This is a genomic window from Draconibacterium sediminis (assembly GCF_000949475.1).
Classification (GTDB): Bacteria; Bacteroidota; Bacteroidia; order Bacteroidales; family Prolixibacteraceae; genus Draconibacterium; species Draconibacterium sediminis.
Window position 1 is genome coordinate 1,061,026 of sequence record NZ_JRHC01000001.1, and the last position, 24,773, is coordinate 1,085,798.

The 24,773-nt window shown below is 42.4% G+C and carries 18 protein-coding genes; 9 read left to right on the forward strand and 9 right to left on the reverse strand.

Annotated elements, in window-relative coordinates; genetic code table 11:
• Nucleotides 1-62 precede the first annotated feature (62 nt).
• The 3 genes from LH29_RS04420 to gdhA all read right to left on the reverse strand — a co-directional run bounded on the left by LH29_RS04420 (nt 63) and on the right by gdhA (nt 5,084).
• Nucleotides 63-998, reverse strand: coding sequence for a metallophosphoesterase family protein (locus LH29_RS04420; RefSeq protein WP_045026270.1), 936 nt, complete (start codon nt 996-998; stop codon nt 63-65).
• 153 nt (nt 999-1,151) lie between these two features.
• Nucleotides 1,152-3,554, reverse strand: a complete 2,403-nt coding sequence (locus tag LH29_RS04425) for a TonB-dependent receptor plug domain-containing protein (RefSeq protein WP_052670602.1) — start codon at nt 3,552-3,554, stop codon at nt 1,152-1,154.
• A gap of 174 nt (nt 3,555-3,728) precedes the next feature.
• Nucleotides 3,729-5,084, reverse strand: a complete 1,356-nt coding sequence (gene gdhA / locus LH29_RS04430) for an NADP-specific glutamate dehydrogenase (protein WP_045026271.1) — start codon at nt 5,082-5,084, stop codon at nt 3,729-3,731.
• A 233-nt stretch (nt 5,085-5,317) separates the two neighbouring features.
• Here gdhA and leuS point away from each other — a divergent pair, with 233 nt between their 5' ends.
• On the forward strand, nt 5,318-7,969 hold the full coding sequence (gene leuS / locus LH29_RS04435) for a leucine--tRNA ligase (RefSeq protein ID WP_045026272.1): 2,652 nt from the start codon (nt 5,318-5,320) through the stop codon (nt 7,967-7,969).
• Between the two features lie 73 nt (nt 7,970-8,042).
• On the opposite strand, the gene LH29_RS04440 is transcribed toward leuS, so the two are convergent.
• From LH29_RS04440 to LH29_RS04450, 3 genes are all read right to left on the reverse strand, one after another.
• Nucleotides 8,043-8,411, reverse strand: coding sequence for a DsrE family protein (locus LH29_RS04440; protein ID WP_045026273.1), 369 nt, complete (start codon nt 8,409-8,411; stop codon nt 8,043-8,045).
• A gap of 34 nt (nt 8,412-8,445) precedes the next feature.
• A complete protein-coding gene (locus LH29_RS04445; RefSeq protein ID WP_045026274.1) occupies nt 8,446-9,111 on the reverse strand; it encodes a cysteine dioxygenase in 666 nt (221 codons plus the stop codon).
• A 102-nt stretch (nt 9,112-9,213) separates the two neighbouring features.
• Nucleotides 9,214-10,074, reverse strand: a complete 861-nt coding sequence (locus LH29_RS04450) for an AraC family transcriptional regulator (RefSeq protein ID WP_045026275.1) — start codon at nt 10,072-10,074, stop codon at nt 9,214-9,216.
• A 277-nt stretch (nt 10,075-10,351) separates the two neighbouring features.
• Between LH29_RS04450 and LH29_RS04455 the strand changes: the two genes are divergently transcribed.
• The 8 genes from LH29_RS04455 (at nt 10,352) to LH29_RS23630 (ending at nt 20,141) form a co-directional block, all read left to right on the forward strand.
• The gene (locus LH29_RS04455; RefSeq protein ID WP_045026276.1) at nt 10,352-11,230 is read left to right on the forward strand and encodes a YitT family protein; all 879 of its coding nucleotides are present in this window, start codon (nt 10,352-10,354) and stop codon (nt 11,228-11,230) included.
• Between the two features lie 116 nt (nt 11,231-11,346).
• The gene (locus LH29_RS04460) at nt 11,347-12,624 is read left to right on the forward strand and encodes a M23 family metallopeptidase (protein WP_045026277.1); all 1,278 of its coding nucleotides are present in this window, start codon (nt 11,347-11,349) and stop codon (nt 12,622-12,624) included.
• A gap of 330 nt (nt 12,625-12,954) precedes the next feature.
• The gene (locus tag LH29_RS04465) at nt 12,955-13,824 is read left to right on the forward strand and encodes a hypothetical protein (RefSeq protein WP_045026278.1); all 870 of its coding nucleotides are present in this window, start codon (nt 12,955-12,957) and stop codon (nt 13,822-13,824) included.
• A gap of 3 nt (nt 13,825-13,827) precedes the next feature.
• On the forward strand, nt 13,828-15,162 hold the full coding sequence (locus tag LH29_RS04470) for an NAD(P)-binding domain-containing protein (RefSeq protein WP_045026279.1): 1,335 nt from the start codon (nt 13,828-13,830) through the stop codon (nt 15,160-15,162).
• Between the two features lie 37 nt (nt 15,163-15,199).
• Entirely contained in the window at nt 15,200-16,762 is a 1,563-nt protein-coding gene (locus LH29_RS04475) for a cytochrome c3 family protein (RefSeq protein ID WP_157493561.1), read from the forward strand.
• Nucleotides 16,744-17,775 carry a cytochrome c3 family protein gene (locus tag LH29_RS04480; RefSeq protein WP_045026281.1) on the forward strand — a complete coding sequence of 344 codons (1,032 nt, stop codon included), beginning with the start codon at nt 16,744-16,746 and terminating at the stop codon, nt 17,773-17,775. The genes LH29_RS04475 and LH29_RS04480 overlap by 19 nt, the downstream gene beginning before the upstream one ends.
• Nucleotides 17,768-19,384 carry a TonB-dependent receptor gene (locus LH29_RS04485; RefSeq protein ID WP_045026282.1) on the forward strand — a complete coding sequence of 539 codons (1,617 nt, stop codon included), beginning with the start codon at nt 17,768-17,770 and terminating at the stop codon, nt 19,382-19,384. Before LH29_RS04480 ends, LH29_RS04485 begins: the two co-directional genes overlap by 8 nt.
• 22 nt (nt 19,385-19,406) lie before the next feature.
• A complete protein-coding gene (locus LH29_RS23630) occupies nt 19,407-20,141 on the forward strand; it encodes a hypothetical protein (RefSeq protein ID WP_157493563.1) in 735 nt (244 codons plus the stop codon).
• Between the two features lie 257 nt (nt 20,142-20,398).
• Here the strand turns inward: LH29_RS23630 and LH29_RS04495 are convergent, their stop codons facing one another.
• From LH29_RS04495 to LH29_RS04510, 3 genes are all read right to left on the reverse strand, one after another.
• Nucleotides 20,399-22,195: a prenyltransferase/squalene oxidase repeat-containing protein gene (locus LH29_RS04495; protein WP_045026283.1), complete on the reverse strand. Its 1,797-nt coding sequence runs from the start codon at nt 22,193-22,195 to the stop codon at nt 20,399-20,401.
• A gap of 168 nt (nt 22,196-22,363) precedes the next feature.
• Nucleotides 22,364-23,197, reverse strand: a complete 834-nt coding sequence (locus tag LH29_RS04505; RefSeq protein WP_045026285.1) for a prenyltransferase/squalene oxidase repeat-containing protein — start codon at nt 23,195-23,197, stop codon at nt 22,364-22,366.
• The gene (locus LH29_RS04510) at nt 23,190-24,773 is read right to left on the reverse strand and encodes a polyprenyl synthetase family protein (RefSeq protein ID WP_045026286.1); all 1,584 of its coding nucleotides are present in this window, start codon (nt 24,771-24,773) and stop codon (nt 23,190-23,192) included. Before LH29_RS04510 ends, LH29_RS04505 begins: the two co-directional genes overlap by 8 nt.

Consider the following 24,773-nt stretch of genomic DNA (forward strand, 5'->3'; position numbering starts at 1 on the left):
CAGAAACTTAGGAGCGTTGGATGATTATCGGGTGTTCATTCTATTTCTTTATTTAGTTGGATTTAGAATTTGTATTCTTTTAAATTGGTAATAATATCTCCGTTGGCATAAAAGTCGATTATTGCGTAAGCCGGGCCAAATTCCTGGTAATTGCCGTCCCACCATCCGCCACATGCGGCACCGTTACAATGGTATTGCACGCCAAGATATTCTGTTTTGTCGGCCAGATGAATGTGTCCGCTTAATGCAGCTTTTACATTTTTGTGTTTATAAAAAAGGTCTTTTATTTTTTTTGAATCGGTGTGCATCCAGGCACCGGGTACCTGCCAGTTTCCGTCTTTTAAATTGTCGCCATCGTAAAAAACCGAGGCCGATAAAATTGGAATATGAGAAACAATACAAACGGGTGTTGATGATGCTGTGTTTTCCAACTCGCTTGCTAACCACATAAATTGTTCATCATCGAGCCGGGCAGTGTAACTTCCTTCGTTTACCGAAGCCGGACTATCGAGAATAATAAACTTCCATCCTTTGTGTTCGAATGAATAGTACCGGTTTTTTAATTCCAGCATTTTTAATGCCCATGCTTTCCCGTAAAGCGGATCGTTCTGAATGGGCTGTTCTTTTAATCCCCAACCCCAAACATCGTGGTTGCCAATGCAGTTGTACAACGGATATTGTAACTCATTTTTATAATAGCGAGTCCAGGCATTCCATTGCTGTTCCACCTCTTCTTTCGAATGTTTAAGGGCATCCATAATATTATCACCGGTATTGAGAACAAAATCGGGTTTGTCTTCCAACTGGTGAATCTCTTTTAATAGCTGTTTTATTCCGCGAGCTACTTTTTCCGATTCAAAAATGTGCATGTCGGTTAAATGAACGATGCGGAATAAGCGATTTTTAGGCGCATCGGGGGCCGCGTTTGTTGTAAAGGATAATGTTGATACGGCGAGCGCTGATGTTCCAAGGGCTCCAAGAAAATTTCGTCGTTTCATTACGTTAATTTTAGTTCCCGCAAGTTGTCGACTAATTGTAAATAATATGTTTTCTAAGCTTTATTTATTCTGCATAAAAAGAATAATAACGTTAATATTATGTTATGCGAATCTTCTTTTCCTGTGCATTTGCTCCAAAAAAGGCGCTGGAATTTAAAATTTAAATAATGCTGAAATAACAAAGTTCAGGCCGGGGGATACAACTCCCGAAGAATAAGGACGATAGCGTTTGTTAAAAATGTTTTCTATTCCGCCACTTAGTGTCAGGTTCGAATTTAGCTGGTAGTTCGATTTTAGGTTGGCAGTCCACCACGCCGGAGAATACGGATTACCGTTTTCATCGGGAACATATAGATGAGGTTTACTTTGTTCGTCGGTGGCAAGATCCTCGAAATGAAGTTTGCCATTGTAGTTTACGTATAAATCGAGGTATAATTTTGGCCCTTCGAAAATAATGTGCGACGAACCAAATACCGGTGGAACATGCCGGATTGGCAAACCTTCCGAATCTTCTCCTTTTGTAATTGTAATATCATGCCGGGTGCGCCATTGGTTATTAAAAAGGTAATCTACGTTCATCGTTGTTCCGTATATGGTTGCCGACTCGGCATTCACCAATGCTTCCACGCGGCTCATTTCTCCGTCGTATAAAATGGAGTCTTGTTCCAATCCATCGAAAGCCCGTCGAACCATGGCATCTTTCAACCAGGTGTAAAACCCGGTGAGTTCAACCTTAACTTTATTCTGGTACGAACGAATAAGGCTTAACTCCAAATTGCGCGCATATTCCGGTTTCAGGTCGGGATTGGGAACCACAACTGTGCCTGGTTCCGAATCGAAAACCTTGGCAACATCATCGATATTTGGCGAGCGAAAACCGGTGGAGCCATGGATATTAATTTGCCAATCGGTGGTGGGGTGCCAAACCAGTCCCAGATTGCCGTTAAATGCCGAATTGTTCATGTTAAAACCATCGAACGGAAACTGATAATAATCGGTATCAAATTCGCCTTCCAAATGCGTGTAGGTAAAGCGCGAACCCATTTGGAAAATAATTTTCGGGCTGATGGAATATTTAAAGGAGTAATAAGCTGCCAGGCTCGAATAGTTAGAATCATCGGGATATCGGGGAGCAATGTTTTCCTGCTCTCCCGAAATCAGATCTTCGGAATATCCGTTTGACCCAACCTTGTTAAAGTAGCTTTCCAAACCATAAAACAGTTCGCTTTTTATATCGATATTTTTTCCAAAATCGAGGTTAATCGAATATACATTTACATTTTCGGTACGGTTACGCAGTACTTCTTTATTCCGTTTACGGTCGTGGCGGCTTTCGGTGTAATCCTGGTAACCAAGCAACAGGTTGGCTTTGTCGAAGAGCATCATTTCTTTTTCCACTTGCAGTCGGCCTGATACAAGTGTCCATTCCTGAGGACCGTAATACCACTCGGCGTATTTTAATGCGTCGCCACTGTACTCAATTAATCTGTCGTATCGCGGAATATCGCCGGTTTGCGAGTGTTGGGCGCTTAGCAAAATGTCGATGGCTTCATTGGGCCTGAAACGTAGTTTCCCCAACAGGTTGAACTGATTGTAGCCAGTATATATTTGTTCCCGGTTGTTGCTGTTTTGCACTATCTGATCTTCTCCGGAATACGCAGTATTTTCAACATATTCAGGGCGTAGATATTCGTCGGGGCCGGAAGTTCCCATCAGTAAATCATCAAAATCAGTAAAGGTGGCACTAATTACTGATGCCCACTTTTTGCCCCCGATATTGTACGAGAGATGTCCGGTTTTCTCAAAATTGGCACTTGAGTAGCGGGCGTATACTTTTCCAAAATTTTCGAAATCATCGTTGGTAGAAAGTTTGGGCGACAGCATGTTAAAACTCATTACGCCACCCAGTGCATCGCTTCCGTAAATTACCGAACCCGGCCCAAAAATAACCTCGGTATTTTGCAGGCTTTGTGCATCAACCGAAATTACATTTTGCAGGTTTCCGCTACGATAAATGGCGTTGTTCATCCTGATGCCATCAACCATAATCAGTACCCGGTTGGCAGCAAAACCACGTATCATCGGGCTGCCGCCACCCATTTGGCTTTTTTGGATAAATATTCCACTTTCGGTACCCAGCATGTCGGCCGTGGTTTGCGGATTGTAATGCATTATTTCTTCGGGCTGTATCGATTTTATGGTATGCGGAATTTCTGTTTTCGATTGTTTCCAACGGTTAACCGAAATAACCACTTCATCAAGCCGCACCGGACTTTCAATCAACAGCACTGTTCGGCTTTGGTTTTCAATTTTTTGGCGGGTGCTTACGTAAGGTATATATGATGAATGTTTAAAGAGGATTTTTTCATCCGCCAGGAAACCGTCGAGTTTTGCTCTGCCTTCGTTATCTGTTTGTGTAAGAAAGTTATCTGAAATAAGCATGGCATGTTCAATTGGATTACCTGTTTTGGCATTTATAACCCGAACATACGACTGGCTGAAAGCCGCGAATACAGAAAACAGAAGTGTAATAAAAGTAAGATTGAATTTCTTCACCGAAAATAGTTTTGTGCAAATGTATTAATCGGGCGCATTACAGCAAAAATTGTGCCCCGATGTCCTGATTTCTGAATTATAAATTGAAGCGAACTGTACGACAGATAATTTCTACAAAAAAATCCGGCCTGAAAAACCAGACCGGATAGAATATAAATAATTATTGGTTAGTAATTAGACTAATCCCTGAGCCATCATCGAGTTGGCAACTTTTACGAATCCTGCAATGTTTGCGCCTTTTACGTAGTTGGTAAATTCTGAATTTTCTTTTCCATATTTTACACACATCTCGTGTATGTTGCGCATAATGGAGTGCAGTTTCGTGTCCACTTCTTCGCGGCTCCACGAAATACGCATACTATTCTGAGTCATCTCCAAGCCCGATACAGCTACACCGCCTGCGTTGGCTGCTTTGCCCGGTCCGTAAAGAATTTGTTTCTCGATAAAATAATGTACCGCCTCTTCGGTGCTTGGCATGTTGGCGCCTTCAGCAACCACAAAACAACCGTTGTTAAGCAGCATTTTTGCTTCTTCCAGATTCAGTTCGTTTTCTGTTGCACAAGGCAGGGCCACGTCGCATTTTACACTCCAGGGCCGTTGTTTTTCCAGGTATTGAATCGCGTATTTGTCGGCATATTCTTTTATCCTTCCGCGATGTACGTTTTTCAACTCCATTACAAAATCCAGTTTTTCCCGGTCAATACCTTCCGGATCGTATATAGAGCCGCTCGAATCGGAGAGGGTCACCACTTTTCCGCCCAGCTCAATAACTTTTTCAGTAGCATATTGAGCAACATTACCCGAGCCGGAAACAGCTACCGTTTTTCCTTTAAAACTTTCACCGCGGGTTTCCATCATTTCTTTGGCAAAATACACGGCACCGTAACCGGTAGCTTCGGGGCGGATAAGCGAACCTCCCCATTCAACACCTTTTCCGGTTAATACTCCGGTAAATTCGTTGCGCAGGCGTTTGTATTGCCCAAACAGGAAGCCGATCTCACGGCCGCCAACACCAATATCGCCGGCAGGCACGTCGGTATACGGCCCTATATGACGCGATAATTCGGTCATAAAACTCTGGCAGAAACGCATCACTTCATTGTCTGATTTGTTTTTCGGATCAAAATCAGAACCTCCTTTTCCGCCTCCCATTGGCAGCGAGGTAAGGCTGTTTTTTAAAACCTGTTCAAAAGCTAAAAACTTAAGAATACTTTGGTTTACGGTTGGGTGAAAACGCAAGCCACCTTTATACGGTCCAATAGCGCTGTTCATTTCCACCCGGTAGCCGCGGTTAATGTGAATTTTTCCACGGTCGTCGATCCAGGGAACACGAAACTGGATAATACGCTCCGGCTCAACCATTCGTTCCAGAATTTGAGCGTGAAGGTATCTGGGATTGTCGAGTAGAAAATCGGCCAGTGATTCTACAACTTCGTGCACTGCCTGGTGAAATTCAGGTTGACCGGGGTCTTTCGCCCGTGCGTAGTTCATAAAGTCGTCAACAAATAACTTGCTATTTTTAGTGTTCATTTTAAAGGTTTTAGTTTATATATGTTGAAGTTACAAAAAATGATAGAGTTATCTGGTTGCTTTTCAGCATATTAATTAACACTAAAAATATTATTCTGTAATATTTGACAGGCAATTGGTTGTAAACTCAAACATTTTCAGTTGATTTATTTTGAATGTGTAAAATCACCTGATACATCCAACAAAAATTTTATCTTTGCGCCTTTAAAATCAGAATCTTATTAAGTAAGAAAATGGAATATAAATTCGCAGAAATAGAGCCGAAATGGCAAAAGTACTGGGAGGAAAACAAAACGTTTAAAACCAACGACGATTACTCAAAACCAAAATATTACATACTCGATATGTTCCCTTATCCGTCGGGAGCAGGGCTGCATGTTGGTCACCCTGAGGGGTATACCGCAACCGATATTTTAAGCCGTTACAAACGTATGAAGGGCTTTAATGTGTTGCATCCAATGGGCTACGATGCTTTTGGTTTGCCCGCCGAACAGTACGCCATGCAAACGGGTACACACCCGGCCATTACCACTCAGAAAAACTGCGATAATTTCCGTCGCCAGATTAAGGCTATTGGTTTGAGCTACGACTGGGACCGCGAAATTAATACCACCGATCCAAAATATTTTAAATGGACACAGTGGATCTTCAAAAAATTATACGACACTTATTTTGATGAAGAGCAGCAAAAAGGCCGTCCAATTTCGGAATTGGTAATTCCTGAAGCAGTAAAAGCAGAAGGTGAAGAGGCTGTAAAAGCTTACATCGGCGAAAAACGCCTGGCCTACTACGACAACGCACAGGTTTGGTGGTGTAACTCGTGTAAAACAGTGTGTGCCAACGAAGAGGTGCTTACGGATGGTTCGCACGAAAAGTGTGGCAACACCGTTATTCGCAAAAACCTGAAACAATGGTTGCTTCGCATTCCACATTACGGAGAAAGATTGTTAAACGGACTTGAGAACCTGGATTGGCCTGAAGGAGTAAAAGACATGCAACGCAACTGGATTGGAAAATCAACCGGTGCTGAAGTGGATTTTGCCATCGATGGTTTGGATAAAAATCTACGTGTTTACACTACCCGCCCTGATACTTTGTTTGGTGCAACTTACATGGTAATTGCTCCTGAGCACGAGTTAGTAGATGAAATTGTAACGGAAGACAAAAAAGATGCGGTAGAAGCATACATAAAAGCTGCGGCTTTAAAATCGGATTTGGATCGTACGGATCTGGCAAAAGAGAAAACCGGAGTATTTACCGGTCGTTATGCTGTTAATCCGGTGAACAAACAGTTGATCCCGATTTGGGTAGCCGACTACGTATTGATGGGCTACGGAACTGGAGCAATTATGGCAGTTCCGGCACACGATACACGCGACTTTGAGTTCGCCAAAGAGTTCGATATTCACATCAACTGTATTCTTGATCCAAAAGATGCAGAGAACCGCGAAGAGATTTTAGCCGGTGATGCCTGCTGGACAGAGGACGGTGCATACATCAACTCATCGAGCGAGGAAACCGGTTTGGATATCAACGGATTAAACAAAGCTGCCGGAATTCAAAAAGTAGTTGAATGGCTGGAAGGAAAAGGAATTGGAAAAGCAACCACAAACTTTAAGTTGCGCGACTGGTTGTTTAGCCGCCAGCGATACTGGGGCGAGCCTTTCCCTGTTATTCACTGGGAAGATGGCGAAGTTACTTTGGTGGAGGATGAAAATCTGCCTTTGGAATTGCCAAATCTGGAAGAATACACACCAAGTGAAAGCGGAGAGTCGCCATTGGCAAATGCTGAAGACTGGCTGATGGTTACCGATAAAAACGGACGTAAAGGTCGCCGCGAAACCAACACTATGCCACAGTGGGCAGGATCGTGCTGGTACTACTTACGCTACATCGATCCGAATAACGAGGACAGTATTTTCGATGTGAAAAAAGAACAGTACTGGATGCCTGTTGACTTGTATGTTGGTGGTGCCGAGCATGCGGTTCTGCACTTATTGTACTCGCGTTTCTGGCACAAAGTGTTGTTTGATTTGGGCGTTGTTTCAACCGACGAACCTTTCCAAAAACTGTTTAACCAGGGAATGATTCTGGCTTTTGCTTACGAAACTGCAACCGGAGCAAAAGTAGCTTCTGATTTGGTAGAGGAAAAAGACGGTAAATATTTCCACACAGAAACAGGTGAGGAGCTGAGACAAATTGTAGCAAAAATGTCGAAGTCGCTGAAGAATGTGGTGAATCCTGACGACGTGATCGCACATTACGGTGCCGACTCGCTGCGTTTGTACGAAATGTTTATGGGGCCGCTCGACGAGCGTAAACCCTGGGCAGAAAACGGCGTTAAAGGGGTTTTCAACTTCCTTGCACGTGTTTATCGTTTCTTTGCCGATCCGGCGAAAATTGTTGACGGAGAAGAAGATAAAGAGGTGGCAAAATTGCTGCATCAGACCATACAAAAAGTAGAGCACGATATTGAGAACCTGAAGTTCAATACCGGAATTTCGGCATTGATGGTATTCAATAACATGGCTATTAAAAAGGGAAAAGTTACCAAACAAACTGCTGAAACATTCGCCAAAATACTGGCACCTTATGCACCACACATGGCCGAAGAGTTGTGGTCGATGTACGGAAATGCTAAAACACTGGCTTACGAAGCATGGCCGCAAGTTGATCAGAGTTTACTTACTGAAGATTCGCACGAATACCCGGTATCGTTTAACGGAAAAATGCGTTTTAAAATTGAGTTGCCTTTGGATATGCCAAAAGACGAGATTGAAAAAACAGTGCTTGCCGATGAACGCGCTGCCAAATGGATGGAAGGGAAAACCGTTCGGAAATTCATTTTTGTGCCGAAAAAAATCATCAATATTGCTGTAGGATAATACTTCAATAGATAATATCAAAAAAAGGGATGGCAAACTGCTATCCCTTTTTTCATGAAAAAAGTTGTGGAATTTAGAAGCTCAACAGAGCGGCTCCTTCTTTTATCCTTTCATGAATGGCAACTGAACCAACGATCTTCACGCCATCAACCAGATCTTCTTCGCTGTAACCGCGCACTTTTGCGCATGGCGGGCATACACTAACGTTACAACCTGCATTGAATACGTTCTGGATCATTTCTTTGATCGTTGGATCTTCAGGATTTGGGCGTGCTTTTTCGGCCGCACCTTTACGCACCCAGTCGATTGCTGAGCTTACCAGAAAGATTGAAACTTCCAGTCCGTTGTTAATACCTCCGTTAGCAATACTCCATGCTACCGATGAACGCTCGTCGTCGTGACCTCTCGAAATAACTACTACTAATTTTTGTTTAGTTTCCATGATGTGAAATTTTAATGGTGAATAAATTGTATGATTAAAAAATATTTTCGTTGTATGATTTTATTGTTCCGGGCGTGTACACATGTAGGCTGACTGCAGAGCTGCCAAATGGATTTCCAACTGCGTGATAGCCCATCCGATCGTCGATGTAGGCCATGCTGCCGGCACGGTAACCATTTGAACAAAGGATGGTTTGTTTTTCGTCGGCTGAGTAACGCAGTTCCTCCAGTTTGCCATGTAGCAATTTGAACACACATCCTCCGGCCGGATGACCATGAATGTCGCTAACTTTTCCGGGTTTCCAGTGAATCAGCACTACTTTCATCCAGCGATTATTAACCAAAACGTGGCGAGTTTCCCTGTTTTTCAGAAAGCGTTTCAGTTCTTCTTTATCGAATGTCATATCTTGCTGCATTACCGGAATAAACTGAAGTGCTGTATAGGGTGCCTGCTGCCCGCGAAAAGTGTTGAACAATTCGCGACAAACTTTTCTGAGGTTCGGAATATTGCCTGCACTCATTCCAAAAGAAGCTTCCGGAGTTAAAAGTGTATTCCCGCCAATTTCCGCCTGGTAAGCGGTGCTTCCAACATTGTTATAAGTTTCATGGCTGCTGTTTGATGTTCCTTTGATGAAGAAGAAAGGAGAGAATCCGTTGTGTTGTCCGGACCTGTTTTCTGAAGTGTAAATCAAGTTTTTCATCGTTCTCTGTTTTTGTTGGTACAAAGTTGAGAACTATCCGGGCGCCATACTTTGCTAAAAAGTCCGAAGTGTTGACGATTTGGCTCAATACGCAAAAATGGGTCAAAAAACCAGTGATTTTTTGTAATCGGAAGGACTTTTTCCTGTGATCTTTTTAAATACACGACTAAAATGTGAGACGTCTTCGAAACCTGATTCATAAGCAGCCTGGGTAACACTTTGAGAAGAATTTGCAAGAATGGCGGCTGCGTGTTCAACTCTTCTGCGTATAATCCATTTTCCGGGCGAATCCTGGAATATTTGCTGGAATTCTCTTTTAAATGAAGAAAGGCTTCGGTGCGAAAGTTCAGCAAAATCTTCCAGTTTAAGGTTGAAACAGAAATTCTGCTCCATAATTCGCTTTAACGAAGGTTTGTCAGACTGTGTAAGGCTTGTGAAGTAATTCGTTAACGTTGGGTCGGAGTTGATCAGTGTGATCAGTAGCTCCTTTAATTTAAGCACCAGAATCTGATCGGGTGGCCGGTTTATGCCACGAAAGTAAGTGAGCATGGAATGAAAATATCCTTCCAGATAATCAGAGGTATTTACTTTCCGCGCAGTAAAATTATTTGGTTCGTGATTTATTTTGAGTACTTGTTTTCCCTGAATTTCCTCCATCGTTTCGCGTATCAGTTCATCGGAGATAAAAAAGCCAAGCATACAATACTCATCGTCAAAATACTGATGAATAACTTCGGCACCTTTCTTTAAATAAAGAGTTTGCCCGGGAGTTAATGTCCACTCGCCGTTGATGGTTTTGTAGGTTTTTTTGCCGCTTAGTACATACACAATGTAATCGTTGCGGGAAAAAATTCCGATTTGTTCGGCATCAATCGGACAAGTGTATTCCAGGCAAACCGTTTCCCGAAATTCAAACCGGTTGAAATTAAGATTCTCTTTTACGATTTTGTAGAAATTAAGCATCTTTTGAATGTTAACGATTTATTACAATTTAAGATATAATTGTCTTAAAATCAAGAAGTCGGAATGGCGTGGTTGTAAAAACGGACTAAAATGCCTTTAAATTCAGGTGGTTTAAAAAATATATTGGAAGTACCTCTCTGTGATGTAGGAGAAACTGTTTAACAGAAGATGTTTGTGAACTTAACGTTATATCGCAAATCCCTGACAATCATCACTATTTTTTCAGTAAAGGCTTTGTTCATTTGCGCGATTTTTTAATACACATTAAATACTAAAAATGGTTAAGGAGATATTGTCGGATAACACACGGCTGGGACGCATGATTCAGGATTATGCAATAATTACTTTCGGGCTGCTGTTGTTTGCAGCAGGCTGGGTATTGTTTCTAATTCCTGCCGAGATAACCGGCGGAGGAATAAGTGGTGTTGCAGCGGTTATTTATTTTGCCACAAAAATTCCGGTAAGTATAACATATCTGATTATTAATGCGTTTCTGGTGCTGGTAGCCATAAAAATTCTGGGAGCTAATTTTGGTGTGAAAACCATTTACAGTATCCTGGTTTTGACCGGATTCTTTGCCCTGTTTCAGAATATTTTGAAAGAACCATTGGTTAACGACACATTTCTTTCGGCAATTTTAGGCGGAATGGCCGGCGGAGTTGGCCTCGGTGTTGTTTTTTCGAGAGGTGGAAGCACCGGCGGGACTGATATTTTTGCCATGATTATAAACAAATACCGCAATATTAGTCCGGGGCGTATAATTTTATTGTGCGACGTTATTATCATTGCTTCGTCGTATATGGTTTTCCGTTCGCCCGAAAAACTGGTTTACGGTTATGTTTCCATGTGGGTGGTTTCTTATTCGCTCGATTCGTTTTTAAGTGGAGCCAACCGCTCGGCCCAAATGTTTATTATCTCTAAAGAGTACGAGCAAATTGCAGAATACATTAACAACGAGGCCATTCGTGGGGTAACTATACTAAATGGAACGGGCTGGTATACCAAAAAAGATACGAAAGTAATTATGTCGGTTGTTCGAAAAAAAGAGACCAGCGCCATTTTTCGTAAAATCAAACAGATCGATCCGGATGCTTTTATCTCAATGGGAAGTGTTATGGGCGTTTACGGGCAGGGTTTCGATAAGTTGAAATTGTAAGCTGTTCTTTCTGCGATCATTTAATTTTTGTCTAATAATTCAATTTTTTAAATAAATACATACTAATCTTGTTATCTATACAGTTTTCTTATTTTTGCGTTTAATAAAATTTGAAGATGAGGAAGTTGAGATCGATTTTAGTGGGGATGGGACTCGTTGTTGGACTGAGTCAATTGTTTTCGTGTGCACCTAAAAAGGCCCAAAATGAAGAGGCACCGGTGTTGGATACCGTTGTTGAAGTAAAAATGCCGGAGTTAAAATACGGACTTCCGGTTGATTCGTTTACGATTGAAATGGGCAAGGTGAAAAACAATCAGTACCTCAGTCAGATTTTGAATGCACGTGGTGTGGGAATGGGAACCATCGATAAAATTGCCCGAAAATCAAGAGATGTTTTCGATGTCCGAAAAATTAAAAGCGGCGAGAACTTTTGTATTCTTTCGACCCTCGATTCAGTTCCGGTGGCCAAATATTTTGTTTATGAAAACTCACCTGTTGAATATACAGTTTTCGAGTTAACCGATACATTAGGAATTTATAAGGGTGAAAAGGAAGTGAAAACCCGCCAACGAACTGCGCATGGAGTGGTTGAGACTTCGTTGTGGAATGCCATGGTGGATAACGGGCAAGACCCGATGCTGGCACTCGAACTTTCCGATATTTTTGCCTGGACCATCGATTTCTTTGCTATCCAGAAAGGCGATCGTTTTAGGGTGATTTACGATGAACAGTTTGTTGATTCCGTTTCCATTGGCATTGGCGAAATTTATGCAGTTCAGTTTGATCACTATGGTGAAGATAACTATGCATTTATCTTCAATCAGGACGACCGTTGGGATTATTTCGATGAGCAGGGTAAAAGTCTGAGAAAAGCTTTCTTAAAGGCACCGCTGAAATTCTCGCGAATCAGTTCCCGCTTTTCGAACAATCGTATGCATCCGGTTTTACGTATCCGTCGTCCGCATCATGGAGTGGATTATGCGGCACCCAAAGGAACTCCGGTAATGAGTATTGGTGATGGAACAGTTGTTGCCAAAGCCTATCAGAAAAGTGGGGGCGGTAATTATTTGAAAATAAAGCACAATTCTGTTTATACCACTACCTATATGCATCTTTCAGGGTATGGAAAGGGGATTCATACCGGCGCACGCGTAAAGCAAGGACAGGTTATTGGTTATGTCGGTTCAACCGGATTGGCATCAGGTCCGCACCTCGATTTCAGGGTGGCAAAAAACGGAAGTTTGGTCGATCCGCTTAAGGTAAAAGCACCACCCGTTGAGCCGGTGAAAGAAGAAAATATGACACGATACAATGCCGTTAAGGATTCGTTGATGCAGGAATTGCAAAAAATTCAATGGGATGATCTGGATCAAATTCTTGCTAATTCTAATTAGTGATAGAATTATTTTGAATCCGTTGAGTTGATTAAGGCCCCGGCATTATAGTCACAACTTTATCCTGTAAATTCATATTATAGCTCCCGGGTTTAAAATTTAAACGCTGTTTAAATTGGCTGGTGTATAAACTTCAATTTATTTCTCAATTTGCAAGCTAAGCAGTTCATGTGCGTGAAAAATATGCACCATAGTTTGTAATAAATTGCGCTTAAAATGTAACCTTCTAATTTCGAGACAGTTTAAAATACTATTCTTCCTGTTCTGAACGTATATCATTTTAGAAATTAGTTCTAGCTTTAAGTTACCAACCTAAATTGAAGTGGATAAATGGGACGGCATTGGCATTCGTTGTATTTACTATTGTTAGTATCAATTACAATTTTTGTATTTGTCTTTTTAGTTGTTTACGGAGCTGATTATTATTTGGCAGATATCGGTGAACGGCATTTTCATGAGCAAGATGCTTTATTGAGACCAACCGGTTTAATCGGGCACGGACTCGGAATTATAGGAGCTACGTTAATGGTAGTTGGCGTTTTGGGTTATATGGCGCGTAAACGATTCCGGTTTCTGTCGCGGCTGGGCGTGTTAAAATACTGGCTCGAATTCCACATTTTTTTATGCACACTGGGGCCGATTATGGTTCTGTTTCACACCTCATTTAAATTCGGAGGTATTGTTGCCGTAAGTTTTTGGAGTATGGTTGCAGTAGTAATCAGTGGCGTGATTGGCCGTGTTATCTATTTGCAAATACCGCGCACTATTGAAGGACGTGAAATGAGTCTAATTGAGCTGAATAAAATGGAAACCGAACTTTGGGCACAGTTCAGCGAGGGGAATGAAGCACTTTCAGCTGGTCTGCAGAAAGTAAACGCAGCATTAAAAACACAATCGTACCGCGAGGATGGTAACTACGTGAAACGCCTGGCAAATCGGTTCCAATTTGAGCGCACGTTAATTGCCGACTTGAGAAAAGAACTGAAAGAGAAAGGCTTTAAGGGAAAAAATTACCGGAAGGCAATAAAAATATTGAAATTGAAGATTATTATGAACCGAAGAATTGCGTGGCTTTCAACCATGCAACAATTAATGCGTTACTGGCACGTGGCACACCTTCCGTTTGCCTTAATTATGCTGGTGATTATGCTGGTTCATATTGTTGTGGCTTTGCTGTTTGGTTACACCTGGATTTTTTAAACTATGGAAAACTTGCTTGAACAACTATTGATTTACGGTGCGGTAGTACTATTTCTTCTTGGGGTGGTTTTCATCTATATCCGAAAATTGCGGCGTGAATCGAAAATTGTTGAAGAGAAGATACAAAGGGCAAAAGAAGATGGATTGCATGAGCCTGTTTCCTTACATCCGGTGGTTGATGTAAATTCATGCATCCAGAGTGGAGCCTGTATTCGGGCTTGTCCCGAACATGATATTCTTGGCATTCGGAATGGAAAAGCAACCGTTATAAATGCCAGCCAATGTGTGGGTCACGGGGCGTGTTTTCATGCCTGTCCAACACAGGCCATTTCACTTTTTATCGGAACCGAAAAGCGGGGTGTTGATCTGCCACATGTTAATCAAACATTTGAAACCAACGTAAAAGGAATGTTCATTGCCGGCGAAATGGGCGGAATGGGATTGATCCGAAATGCGGTGGAGCAGGGACGACAGGCTGTTCAAAACCTGGCAAAAGGAATAAAAAAAGAAAGCGATGCGCAATACGATTTGATTGTAATTGGCGCAGGTCCGGCAGGAATTTCAGCTACACTTGAAGCGAAGCGGTTGAAGTTGAAAACAATTACCCTCGAACAGGATACGCTGGGCGGAACTGTTTATAATTTCCCAAGGGCGAAAATTGTAATGACCTCGCCAATGGATTTGCCGTTATATGGTAAGGTAAAACTTTACGAAACCAGCAAACCCGAGTTGCTGGATTTGTGGAACGAAGTTTTGTCGAAGAACGAGATTAAAATCAATGAAAAACAAAAGGTTAATAAGATATATAAAACCGAACAGGGATTTTGTGTGGAATGTAACAACGGCGAACTGTATACCTCGCAGCGCGTTTTGCTGGCTATTGGCCGGCGGGGTACACCACGAAAGTTAAATGTTCCCGGTGAAGATTTGCCAAAAGTTGCGTACCGATTACTCGAGCCTGAGCTTATTTCGGGGAACAAAATATTGGTAGTTGGCGGTGGCGATTCGGCAATTGAATCAGCCCTGTTGCTGGCTGCCGGAAATGAAGTTACCCTTTCGTACCGGAAAGAAACTTTTTCGCGCCTAAAACCAAAAAACAGAAAAAAACTTGACGCAGCCATTGAATCAAAGCTTTTGGATGTGATATTGAACTCAAACGTAAGTGCGATTGAAGAAGAGTGTGTGCGCTTGAAAATTGCAGATCAGCAAGAGGAGTTGGTAATTGAAAATAACCTGTTATACATTTTTGCAGGAGGGGAACTGCCCGCCGAGTTTTTACGAAACGCAGGCATTGAAATAACTACAAAATTTGGCGAAGCAATATTGAAACACGCTTAGAAACTTGAAAAACGCAGGTAACCATATCGGATTTCTTTTGGCAGTATTTTTTATTGCGGTAAAATCTTTTGCCCAGTTATCGCCGGGAGAATTGTCTGATGTACATGCCCATTTGGAAGGTATAACAAACTGTACAAAGTGCCATGTTTTGGGTGAGAAGGAAACCTCGGCAAAATGTTTGGCTTGTCATACCGAAATAAAAAAGCTGGTGGATCAGAAGAAAGGTTATCATGCATCGGCGGAAGTTACAGGGCAACGATGTGCAGCATGTCATGGCGAACATTATGGTCGCGATTTTGAGGTGGTTCGGATGAATCAAGATAATTTCAATCACAACCTAACGGGTTTTAAACTGGAAGCCAAACATGCTGAAATAACCTGTATCGATTGTCATAAGGCCGCGTTAATTAAAAACAAAATTTCGCAGAAAAAATCGGCCGGTACCTTCCTTGGGATGGGCACCGAATGTATCGATTGCCATACCGATGTTCACCAGAATACTTTGTCGCAGAATTGTACGGCTTGTCACAACCAGGAGGCTTTTGTTCCGGCTACCGGATTTGATCACGCAGCAACTAAATTCCCATTGGTTGGTAAACACAAGGAAGTTGATTGTTCCAAATGTCATGAGAAGACGACGTTGAATGGCAACCCATTTCAACAGTTTGCCGATGTACAATTTGCCAGCTGCACCAGTTGCCACGAGGATGTGCACAACAATAAATTTGGTAACGACTGTCGTAAATGTCATGATGAATTTTCTTTCACGCAGGTAAAAAACATTGGCGCTTTTAACCACAACAACACCGACTATCCATTGCGGGGCAAACATGTTTCGGTAGATTGTAAAGAATGTCACACCTCGGGAAATCATACAAAAGCAGTACCGCATACTAATTGTACCGATTGCCACAGCGATTTTCATAAAGGTCAGTTGGCAAAAAACGGGGTTTCACCCGATTGTAATTCCTGTCATTCTGTTGATGGATTTTCGCCTTCTTCTTTTGGCCTTGAGCGGCACAACAACACCGAATTTGCATTAAACGGCGCACACATGGCAACACCGTGTTTCGAGTGCCATAAAAAAGGTGAAGAATGGAATTTTAAGTTCGAAGAAATCAATTGCACTGCTTGTCACAAAAATATTCACGAGGATAAAATCAGCAGTAAATTTATGCCTGATTCCGATTGTCGTGCGTGTCATAACGAAACGATCTGGAGCCAGATCAACTTTGATCATAACAAAACGAATTTTAAGCTCGAAGGAAAACATACAACGGCATCGTGCCGCGATTGCCACTTTAACGAAACTGCCGAAGTTTCCAGGCAAAAGTTTGCAGGACTCGCGGCTGACTGTGCGAACTGCCATGATGATATTCATTTTGGGCAGTTTGAGGAATCTGGGAAAAATGATTGCGAGCGGTGCCACACGTTTAAAAACTGGTTGCCCGAAAAATTCAATCATGAAAATTCACGGTTTAAAATCGATGGAAAACATGAGGGGCTGGAGTGTATTGCCTGCCATAAACCCACCGATAATTTAATCCGGAATTACATCGTTTATAAATTTGAAGATATAACATGCGCAAGTTGTCATTAATAATTGTAGTGTTGTTTTTGGTCTTTCAACTGAGGGCACAGGAAAATCCCCATGGCGAGGACCTGTCAATTGATTGCCTCGACTGCCACACAACCGAAGGCTGGATTTTCTCGAAAGCAACGGCACGTTTCTCGCATGATTCAACTGATTTTACGCTTGACGGGCAGCATGCTTTTACCGATTGCAGAGCGTGCCACACAACACTGGTTTTTAACGATGCAAAATCGAATTGTATGGATTGTCACAACGACATGCACAACAACACGGTTGGCCTCGATTGCAGGCGCTGTCACGATTCGCGCTCGTGGCTGGTAAGTAACATTACCGAAATTCATCAAACAAGCCGTTTTCCGCTGATGGGAGCTCACAACACCGCCGATTGTTCGGACTGTCATACCAGCGCTTCATTGTTGGAATTTCAGCCTCTGGGAGTGGAATGTATCGATTGTCATAGCCAGGATTATTACGCAACCACTGAGCCCAATCATGTTGAGTCCGGTTTCTCGACCGACTGTTTTGAATGTCACCGGATTGATGCATTCTTGTGGTCGGCACAAGGTATTAATCACGATTTTTTCCCCTTAACAAAAGGACATGCTGTTAGCAGTTGTACCGAATGTCATACCTCGGGAGTTTTTGAACCGATTTCAACCGATTGTTTTAGTTGCCATGAAACTGATTTTGTTTCGGCAACAAATCCATCGCACCAAAACAGCGGTTTTTCAACGCAATGTTCCGACTGTCATACAACCGACCCGGGATGGAGTCCGGCACAGTTTACTGTTCATGATGACTACTATTTCCCTATTTATTCGGGCAGGCACCGTGGCGAATGGAACAATTGTTTTGATTGCCACACGCAGCAGAATAGCTACTCACTGTTTAGCTGTACCGATTGTCACGAACACAATCAAACCGAAACGGACAGTCGCCATAGAGATGTAAATGATTACGTATATACGCCAACAAGTTGTTTCGATTGTCACCCAAGAGGTAATGCAGAAGATGATTAAGATACGAAAACCAAATATCAGATTATTCGGATTGTTTCTTTTGTTTTGGGGAACAATGGCCGTGAATGCGCAAGAATCCGGGGAACTTCTCAATGGGAAAGTATCGTACGTTACCGGAGAAAATATTTATGTGCGATTTGCCTCCACCAATCAGATTGAAAATGGTGATACCTTGTTTATCCGGGATAAAAACGGCCTGACGCCGGCCTTACTTGTCGATAATAAATCTTCCATTTCATGTTTATGCTCTGTTTTGGGAGAACATACGTTTAAGGTCGACGATATTGTTTTTGGCAGAACAAATAAGCCGGTTCGTGAAGTTGTGCAACAGCAACAGGATTTGCCTGAAAAGGATGTGAATGAACGGGTATTAATTTCTCAGGAACCGACAAAAGAACCGACGAGAACACAGGATATAAACGGTAGATTGTCCCTGTCTTCTTACTCCAATATTTCTGATGAAGCGGATAATATTCATCGCTTCCGTTATACTTTATCAGCAAAAGCTTCGCATTTGTCAGGATCAAAAATTTCTGCTGAAACGTATGTGTCTTTCACGCATAAACTAAATCAGTGGGAGGTGGTGCAGGAGAATCTGAACAATGCCTTGAAAGTATACAGTTTGGCGCTGAAATATGATATCAACGAGTCGGCCACTTTTTGGGCCGGGCGAAAGATAAATCCGCGCATTGCAAATGTTGGAGCCATTGACGGGGTACAGTTCGAATATAAATTTAAAAATATGTTTGCTGGAATTGTAGGCGGTACACGGCCCGATCACCAGGATTACGGCTACAATTTTGATTTGTTTGAATACGGCGCTTACGTAGGGCAAAGCAAAAAAACGTCCAATGGTTTTGTGCAGTCGTCGCTGGCTTTTTTTGAGCAACGAAATTCGGGGAATATCGACCGCCGGTTTGTTTACATGCAGCACACCAATTCGGCCATTAAAAATTTGACCTTGTTTTCTTCGATGGAACTCGATTTGTATAAGGTGGAAAATGAAAAGCCCACAAACACCGTGAGTTTAACCGGCCTGTATTTTTCAGCACGTTATCGTTTTTCAAAACGACTTTCGGTTTTTGGTTCGTACGACAATCGGAAGAATGTAATTTACTACGAAACCTTCCGGAATTATGCCGACGAGATTTTGCAACAGGCAAGCCGGCAAGGAGTACGCGCCAGGATTAACTACCGACCTGTAAATGGCTTTATTGTTGGTGCCAGCGCCGGAACACGATTCCGCGACGAAGGTCCGCGACCAACAAAAACATTAAATGGTTTTGCAACCTGGACAAAAGTTCCGGCCCTGAATGCTTCGTTGAGTATTACCGCCAATTTGATGCAAACCAGCTATCTCGACGGGCAGGTTTATGGTGCACGTTTATCAAAAGATCTTGTTTCAGGAAAATTATATACAATGCTACATTATCGTTGGGTAGATTTTCAATATGTAAATACTTTAACTAATTTGCAGCAGCACATTGGCGAGCTTGATTTGTCGTGGCAATTCAGCAAAAAACTGTATTTGTCGGCCAATTACGAGGCAACATTTCAGGATCAACAGTTGTTTAACAGGTTGTACCTTAACTTGAGAATTAAATTTTAAAACAATAAAAAGAATGATGAGGATGAAGATGACTAAGATTTTGATGATACTGGCCGTTGCCGGTATGTTTTTATCGTGTGTACGAAATAAAAATGGCGCTTCGGCTCCGGCTCAGAGTGAGAGTGCATTCAATATGATTAAGGTTTCAGAAGTGATTCAGGGAGGAAGTTACACCTACATTAGCGCAACTGAAAATGGTATTGCAAAGTGGATCGCAGTAGCGAAACAAGAGGTGAGTCCGGGCGAAGTTTTATATTACTACGATGCCTTGCCAATGGAAAATTTCCACAGTAAAGAGATCGATAGAACCTTTGATGTAATTTACTTTGTGAATAAAATAACCAAAACTCCCGGAACTGAGCAGCCTGCCATGGGTAGTGCTATGCCTCGGTCGCATCAGGGGAAAGTGGCTGTTAGCGATGCAGAAGTTGAAATCGAGAAAGAAGAAGGAGACTTGAGTATTGCCGATGTTTTTGCCAACAAAGCCGATTATAGCAACAAAGAATTTGAAATTAAAGGGGCTGTGGTAAAAGTAAACGAGCAGGTGATGGGTAAAAACTGGGTGCACATTCAGGACGGTACCGGCACCGGTAGTAATTTCGATCTGACAATTACAACACAAGCCGATGTAAAAGTTGGCGACGTGGTTACTTTTAAAGGAAAATTGACGCTGGAAAAAGATTTTGGCGCGGGCTATTTCTACGATGTAATTATGGAAGACGGAACCCTTGTACAAAAGGAGGGAACCCAGATTTAATTTTTATCGATATATCCTTTTAAAACCTGATTTCGAGTTTAAAATATTCTCACAGAAAGTCATAATTATGTCAGATTTAGATTTAAAAATCTGTAGTAATAGCGGGTTATTTCACAGAATTTTAAATCTAAAGATGGCGTGAGAAGGACTTTTGCTTTGCTCTTTTTTTCATAAACTTCTCCCAATTTTCTTATATTATCCCGATAGTACTACGAAAACCGGAAAAAGTTTCTGATTAAAATAGCTAAAGCTGTGTGTTATTTTAAACTCGAAATCAGGTTTATGGCTTCGAGATAAGCTGTTAAAGGATATAATTTTTCATCGTACCACAACGATGCAAAATACAATCCGATTGGGGCTTTTTTAAGCCCATTTTTTTTGTAATAATCGTCGAGCCACGCTAACCCTCTTTCAATCTCAGTTTCCGATTTTGTTTCCTTCAAAGCTGCTACGGCAAGCGCTGTTTCTTCAATCGTACCTTCAATTCCAAAATCACCTCCCCAGCTGCCATCTTCATTCTGAACTTTCCGCAGGAAGTCGGTTCCTTTTGCAATCATTTTCTGAATTCTTTCAGTAAGAACCGGCTCATCTTTCAACAACAAATTTGCTTTCTGAAAATAGGTGAGTACCCGCGCAGTTCCGTACACCGGGTTTTCATGATTCTGGGCGTGCTGGTTACCAAACCAAAGTGGTAACCACGAACCGTTTTCTTTTTGGTGTTTGCCCAGATAATCGACAGCCTTTTTTATTGCTGTAGAATACAGTTTTTTCTGTTTTGAATTCAGTTCTGATTTGTATACATCCAACAGTTTGGAAAGCGCTAAAACGCAGTGCCCGGTTAAATCGGCACAACTCTGGTCGAAAGGTAATTTTCCCCAGCCCCGCGAAAATGTAGGAAAGCCGCCATCATTATTTTGAAGTTTTAGCAACCATTCGCCACCACCCAGAATTTCCTCCCTTATTGTATGGTGAGGCGCCAGTTCTAAAAGTGCCAGAATCGCTCCGGGTGTATCGTCGCAGTCGGGTACCGATCCCGTGTAATTTGTCCAGCCCCAACCGCCCGGCGAAGTGCCGTTAAACGGATGTACTGTTTTATTTTGCACCGAAAGCAAATGACTGATAATGCTCTTTTGTTGGGTTTCCGAAAGCACTTTGTTTTTTCTATCACCCAAAGCTTTTACACTAAGTGTGGTCACCCATGTTGACAGGTCGATGTCAATGGGCCAGCTACCATCTTCGCGTTGTATACGTTTTAAAAAAGCAATTCCTTTGTCTACAACAATCGAATCTCTTAATCCTGCATTTATTAGGCTTAAGGCAACAAATGCGGTGAGTGGAATAGCTTCCAGGAAGCCGCCGCTTTCCGGTAGCGATCGTTCCAGTATTTTAAGGGCTTTCTTCTCCGCTTTTGCCCTGATGGTTCGTGTAAATCCATTCGATTTTTTCTTGCGGAAAACCACAATCCCAACAGCAATCAATGCCGGAATTGCATAACTTACCACACTCAGATTCAATATACGATAAAAACGTCGTGGCAGCAAAGCCAGCTCGAAAGGCAGCTGCGGAATGTGTTTAAATCCGTCGTCGCCGGGAACGCCACAAAGTGCGCACAATGTTAAAATTGGTACCGAGAACGTATAGTCTTTTTGGTAGTGATCAAGAATAACTTTTGCCACCTGGTCGGAGCGAACATCAACATTTTGTGTAAGCAGGTAGCCTGCCAGTTTTTGCTGTGTTGACTTTACTTCCAAATTGGTTTCTGCATATAAATTCAACGCCGCATAAGAAAGTAAAGAAGTTGAAATATTTGCCGGACTTTCGGGTGTGTCGCCATAACCACCGTCAGTATTCTGATTTAAAGAAAGCCATTTCAGGCCTTTTGTAATTTCGTGCTGATGAAGATTGGCATCGTGGAAATGAAGCGCTGCAACAGCAACAGCTACCCCCAGCGCACTCGACGATAATTCTCCGGACCAAAAGCCATCATCGTTAAGCTCATCAAGCAAAATATCGCTCAGTTCCTTAAACCGTATTTCCAACTCTTCTTTTTTCACTTTTTAGATTTTAAACACAAAGACGCAAAGACACTAAGAATTTCTTCTCGCAAAGGCGCGAAGGCGCAAAGTTTTTGCTTATTGTTATTTGCCAATTGCCTATTCCTTCTTAAATCAAAAATCGTTAATCTAAATTCTTCATTCAACTTTAATCCTTCTTCCTTCCAATTAATCCTTAACAAGGCTTCCCAATGCCAACAGCCCATAAAACGTATATTCCAAATCGCGGGTTTCATCGCCATCGCCGGAAAGAAAGGCTCCTGAAAGATAATTCATTTGAATAAAATCAAGACAATCTGGAGTGATCAGCCGCAAATCATAATTGGTTTCTGCCAAAGAGAAAAGTGCTACCCCGGTTGATAAAGTATCGCTGAATGGTGTGGTTTCAAAAGCCCTGAATCCAGCTTCTTCCCGGTGAAACTCCAATAAAAGTTGTTGGTATTTCTTGTAGGCTAACCCCAGATCAAAGCGGGCAAAACAAAGTGCCGCGACCAAACTACAGGGTGAGTTTTCTTTCACTTTATAAAAGGGTAGCCAGACACGTGCCATCAGGTTAAAAAGAAAGCGGTTTTTTGCAGTGGCATCAATGGTTAAGGCCAGCAGAAAAAAGCGGTAAGAAATATCCATGAAGTTGTGACCCGAAAATACTTTCCTGAGCAACGAGAACACTGATTCGTTTTTTTGTTGCGGAAGTAACTCCGTTTTCATCAGGTTTAGCGCCAGATCTTCGACTGTACTTGATGTCTCAGGTTGTCTTGATATGTATGTTCTTAATTGCTCAATTTCTTTGTTTTGTCCGGTGGCTAAACTTAGCCAGCAGCCGAAAAGCGAGTAGTAAGGATCGGGATTTCCGGCACGATCGCAAAAGCCACCCGAAGCTTGTTGCTGACTTTTTATAAAATCAGTGATTTCCTGTTGTATTTCAGGCGATAAAGTTTCAAATCCTAAAGAAAGTCGCCGAACCAGTTTTTTATAGATCGCGATCTTCTTTGGGTTACTCATTGGTGGTTTCTGATTTGAAGATTTTTCCCATCACGCCATAAAGACTTAGGCGAAGTTTGGAATTATCAAGTTTATCCAGTTCTGCGTAACAGTTATCGATGTATTGCTGCAAGTATTCTTTTGCAGCTTCCAGCAATCCGGTTTCATCAATTAGCTTTCTGAATTCACCAACTTGCCCGAATAAATTCGCTGGCGTCTCTTTTTCCTGATCGGCGAAATGTTTATTCAGCAAGGCCAGCAGGAAGGGATAATCGCCGGTTTTTTCGGCAGCGTGTTGTTCCGTATATTCATTCAGGTCGTCGCGAATTTGGTAAGCAATTCCCATATAATCGGCAAATTGCTCCAGAATTTCCTGCTCCTGTTTGTTTGCTCCTCCAACAATTGCTCCCAGCAGCAAGGCCACTTTTATGGCTTCACCGGTTTTGTTTTTAAAAACCTCGATCATTTCAACGGGCAGCAATTGGATTTTGCCGTCGTTGAAAAGAATGTCGACGCCTTGTCCGCGTGTTAATTGTATGTGCGAGTGGGCAATAAAACGCAGGCAGTTTCTCATGGTTTCATTCGGAACATCCAGATTGCTTAACAACTCGTAGCCTTTGCCAATCAGAAAATCACCTGCATTGATGGCCTGCGCAACACCATATTTTTCATGCGCCGTAAGGGTGTTGTAACGCTGGTTGGCATTGTCCTCAATATCGTCGTGAATTAGCGACGCCTTATGGAAACACTCAATAATAAGCGTTAAGGGCTGCAGAAGCTCATCCGCATCGTTAGTTGAGTAGGCCTGGAAACTTAAAGCCGCAAGCAACGGTCGTATCCGTTGCCCGTCTACAAGCAGATATTCCTGTGCAATTTGTTCAGTTTTATCGCGCCCCTGAATGTATTTTTCGATGTTTTCTTTTGTAAATAAAGCTTCGATTCGGTTCTTTAACAACGACACCGAAATGGGTTGGCGCGCTTCATCCGGCTCATACGAACGCATTTCATCCAGAATCCATTTTATATCTGCACGCGTCTCTTCACAACCATCAAAAAGCAGCGGAATGCCAATTACCGGTACGGCAGCATTTGATACCGGCTCAAACGAACGTTGCAAAACCGGCATACAACTCACGCCGATTACAGCATCTATTGATCCTTCTTCAACCAAACCAACCGCAACCGTGGTTCCTTCGGCTACCAGATTGGCATATCCTTTTGATTCGGCTTCAATCAGCAGATCATCGATGGGGCAGGCCTTACATCCTGCACAATTCAGTCCCAGTTCGTCGAACAGGCCCTCGCATTTATTGTTGTCGTTCAGGCATTGTGGGAGCAGCAAAAGCCGGCGGTTCATAGGCGTGGCTTTTACCGTTTTTCGCCACGATTCGTTACCTAGCAATACCATTGCAAAAGGAATAAATTCAGCAGAAATTTCCTGTTCGCGCACCAAATCAGCGGCCAGTTCTTCCAGTTTTTGGATGTTTACAGGAGGACGCAGCTCCAACATCCCGACCATAGCTGCAGCAGCCTTACGCATTTTATTGCGCACGAACGATTCCTCAGGAACTTTTAATATGCCATTTGTCTCCTTCAT

What these genes read in the sequence shown, in the direction of transcription:
- LH29_RS04420 (WP_045026270.1), bottom strand. Translation starts at nt 998, where the DNA reads ATGAAACGACGAAATTTTCTTGGAGCCCTTGGAACATCAGCGCTCGCC.
- gdhA (WP_045026271.1), bottom strand. Translation starts at nt 5,084, where the DNA reads ATGAACACTAAAAATAGCAAGTTATTTGTTGACGACTTTATGAACTAC.
- leuS (WP_045026272.1), top strand. Translation starts at nt 5,318, where the DNA reads ATGGAATATAAATTCGCAGAAATAGAGCCGAAATGGCAAAAGTACTGG.
- LH29_RS04440 (WP_045026273.1), bottom strand. Translation starts at nt 8,411, where the DNA reads ATGGAAACTAAACAAAAATTAGTAGTAGTTATTTCGAGAGGTCACGAC.
- LH29_RS04445 (WP_045026274.1), bottom strand. Translation starts at nt 9,111, where the DNA reads ATGAAAAACTTGATTTACACTTCAGAAAACAGGTCCGGACAACACAAC.
- LH29_RS04450 (WP_045026275.1), bottom strand. Translation starts at nt 10,074, where the DNA reads ATGCTTAATTTCTACAAAATCGTAAAAGAGAATCTTAATTTCAACCGG.
- LH29_RS04455 (WP_045026276.1), top strand. Translation starts at nt 10,352, where the DNA reads ATGGTTAAGGAGATATTGTCGGATAACACACGGCTGGGACGCATGATT.
- LH29_RS04460 (WP_045026277.1), top strand. Translation starts at nt 11,347, where the DNA reads ATGAGGAAGTTGAGATCGATTTTAGTGGGGATGGGACTCGTTGTTGGA.
- LH29_RS04465 (WP_045026278.1), top strand. Translation starts at nt 12,955, where the DNA reads ATGGGACGGCATTGGCATTCGTTGTATTTACTATTGTTAGTATCAATT.
- LH29_RS04470 (WP_045026279.1), top strand. Translation starts at nt 13,828, where the DNA reads ATGGAAAACTTGCTTGAACAACTATTGATTTACGGTGCGGTAGTACTA.
- LH29_RS04480 (WP_045026281.1), top strand. Translation starts at nt 16,744, where the DNA reads ATGCGCAAGTTGTCATTAATAATTGTAGTGTTGTTTTTGGTCTTTCAA.
- LH29_RS04485 (WP_045026282.1), top strand. Translation starts at nt 17,768, where the DNA reads ATGATTAAGATACGAAAACCAAATATCAGATTATTCGGATTGTTTCTT.
- LH29_RS23630 (WP_157493563.1), top strand. Translation starts at nt 19,407, where the DNA reads ATGAAGATGACTAAGATTTTGATGATACTGGCCGTTGCCGGTATGTTT.
- LH29_RS04505 (WP_045026285.1), bottom strand. Translation starts at nt 23,197, where the DNA reads ATGAGTAACCCAAAGAAGATCGCGATCTATAAAAAACTGGTTCGGCGA.
- LH29_RS04510 (WP_045026286.1), bottom strand. Translation starts at nt 24,773, where the DNA reads ATGAAGGAGACAAATGGCATATTAAAAGTTCCTGAGGAATCGTTCGTG.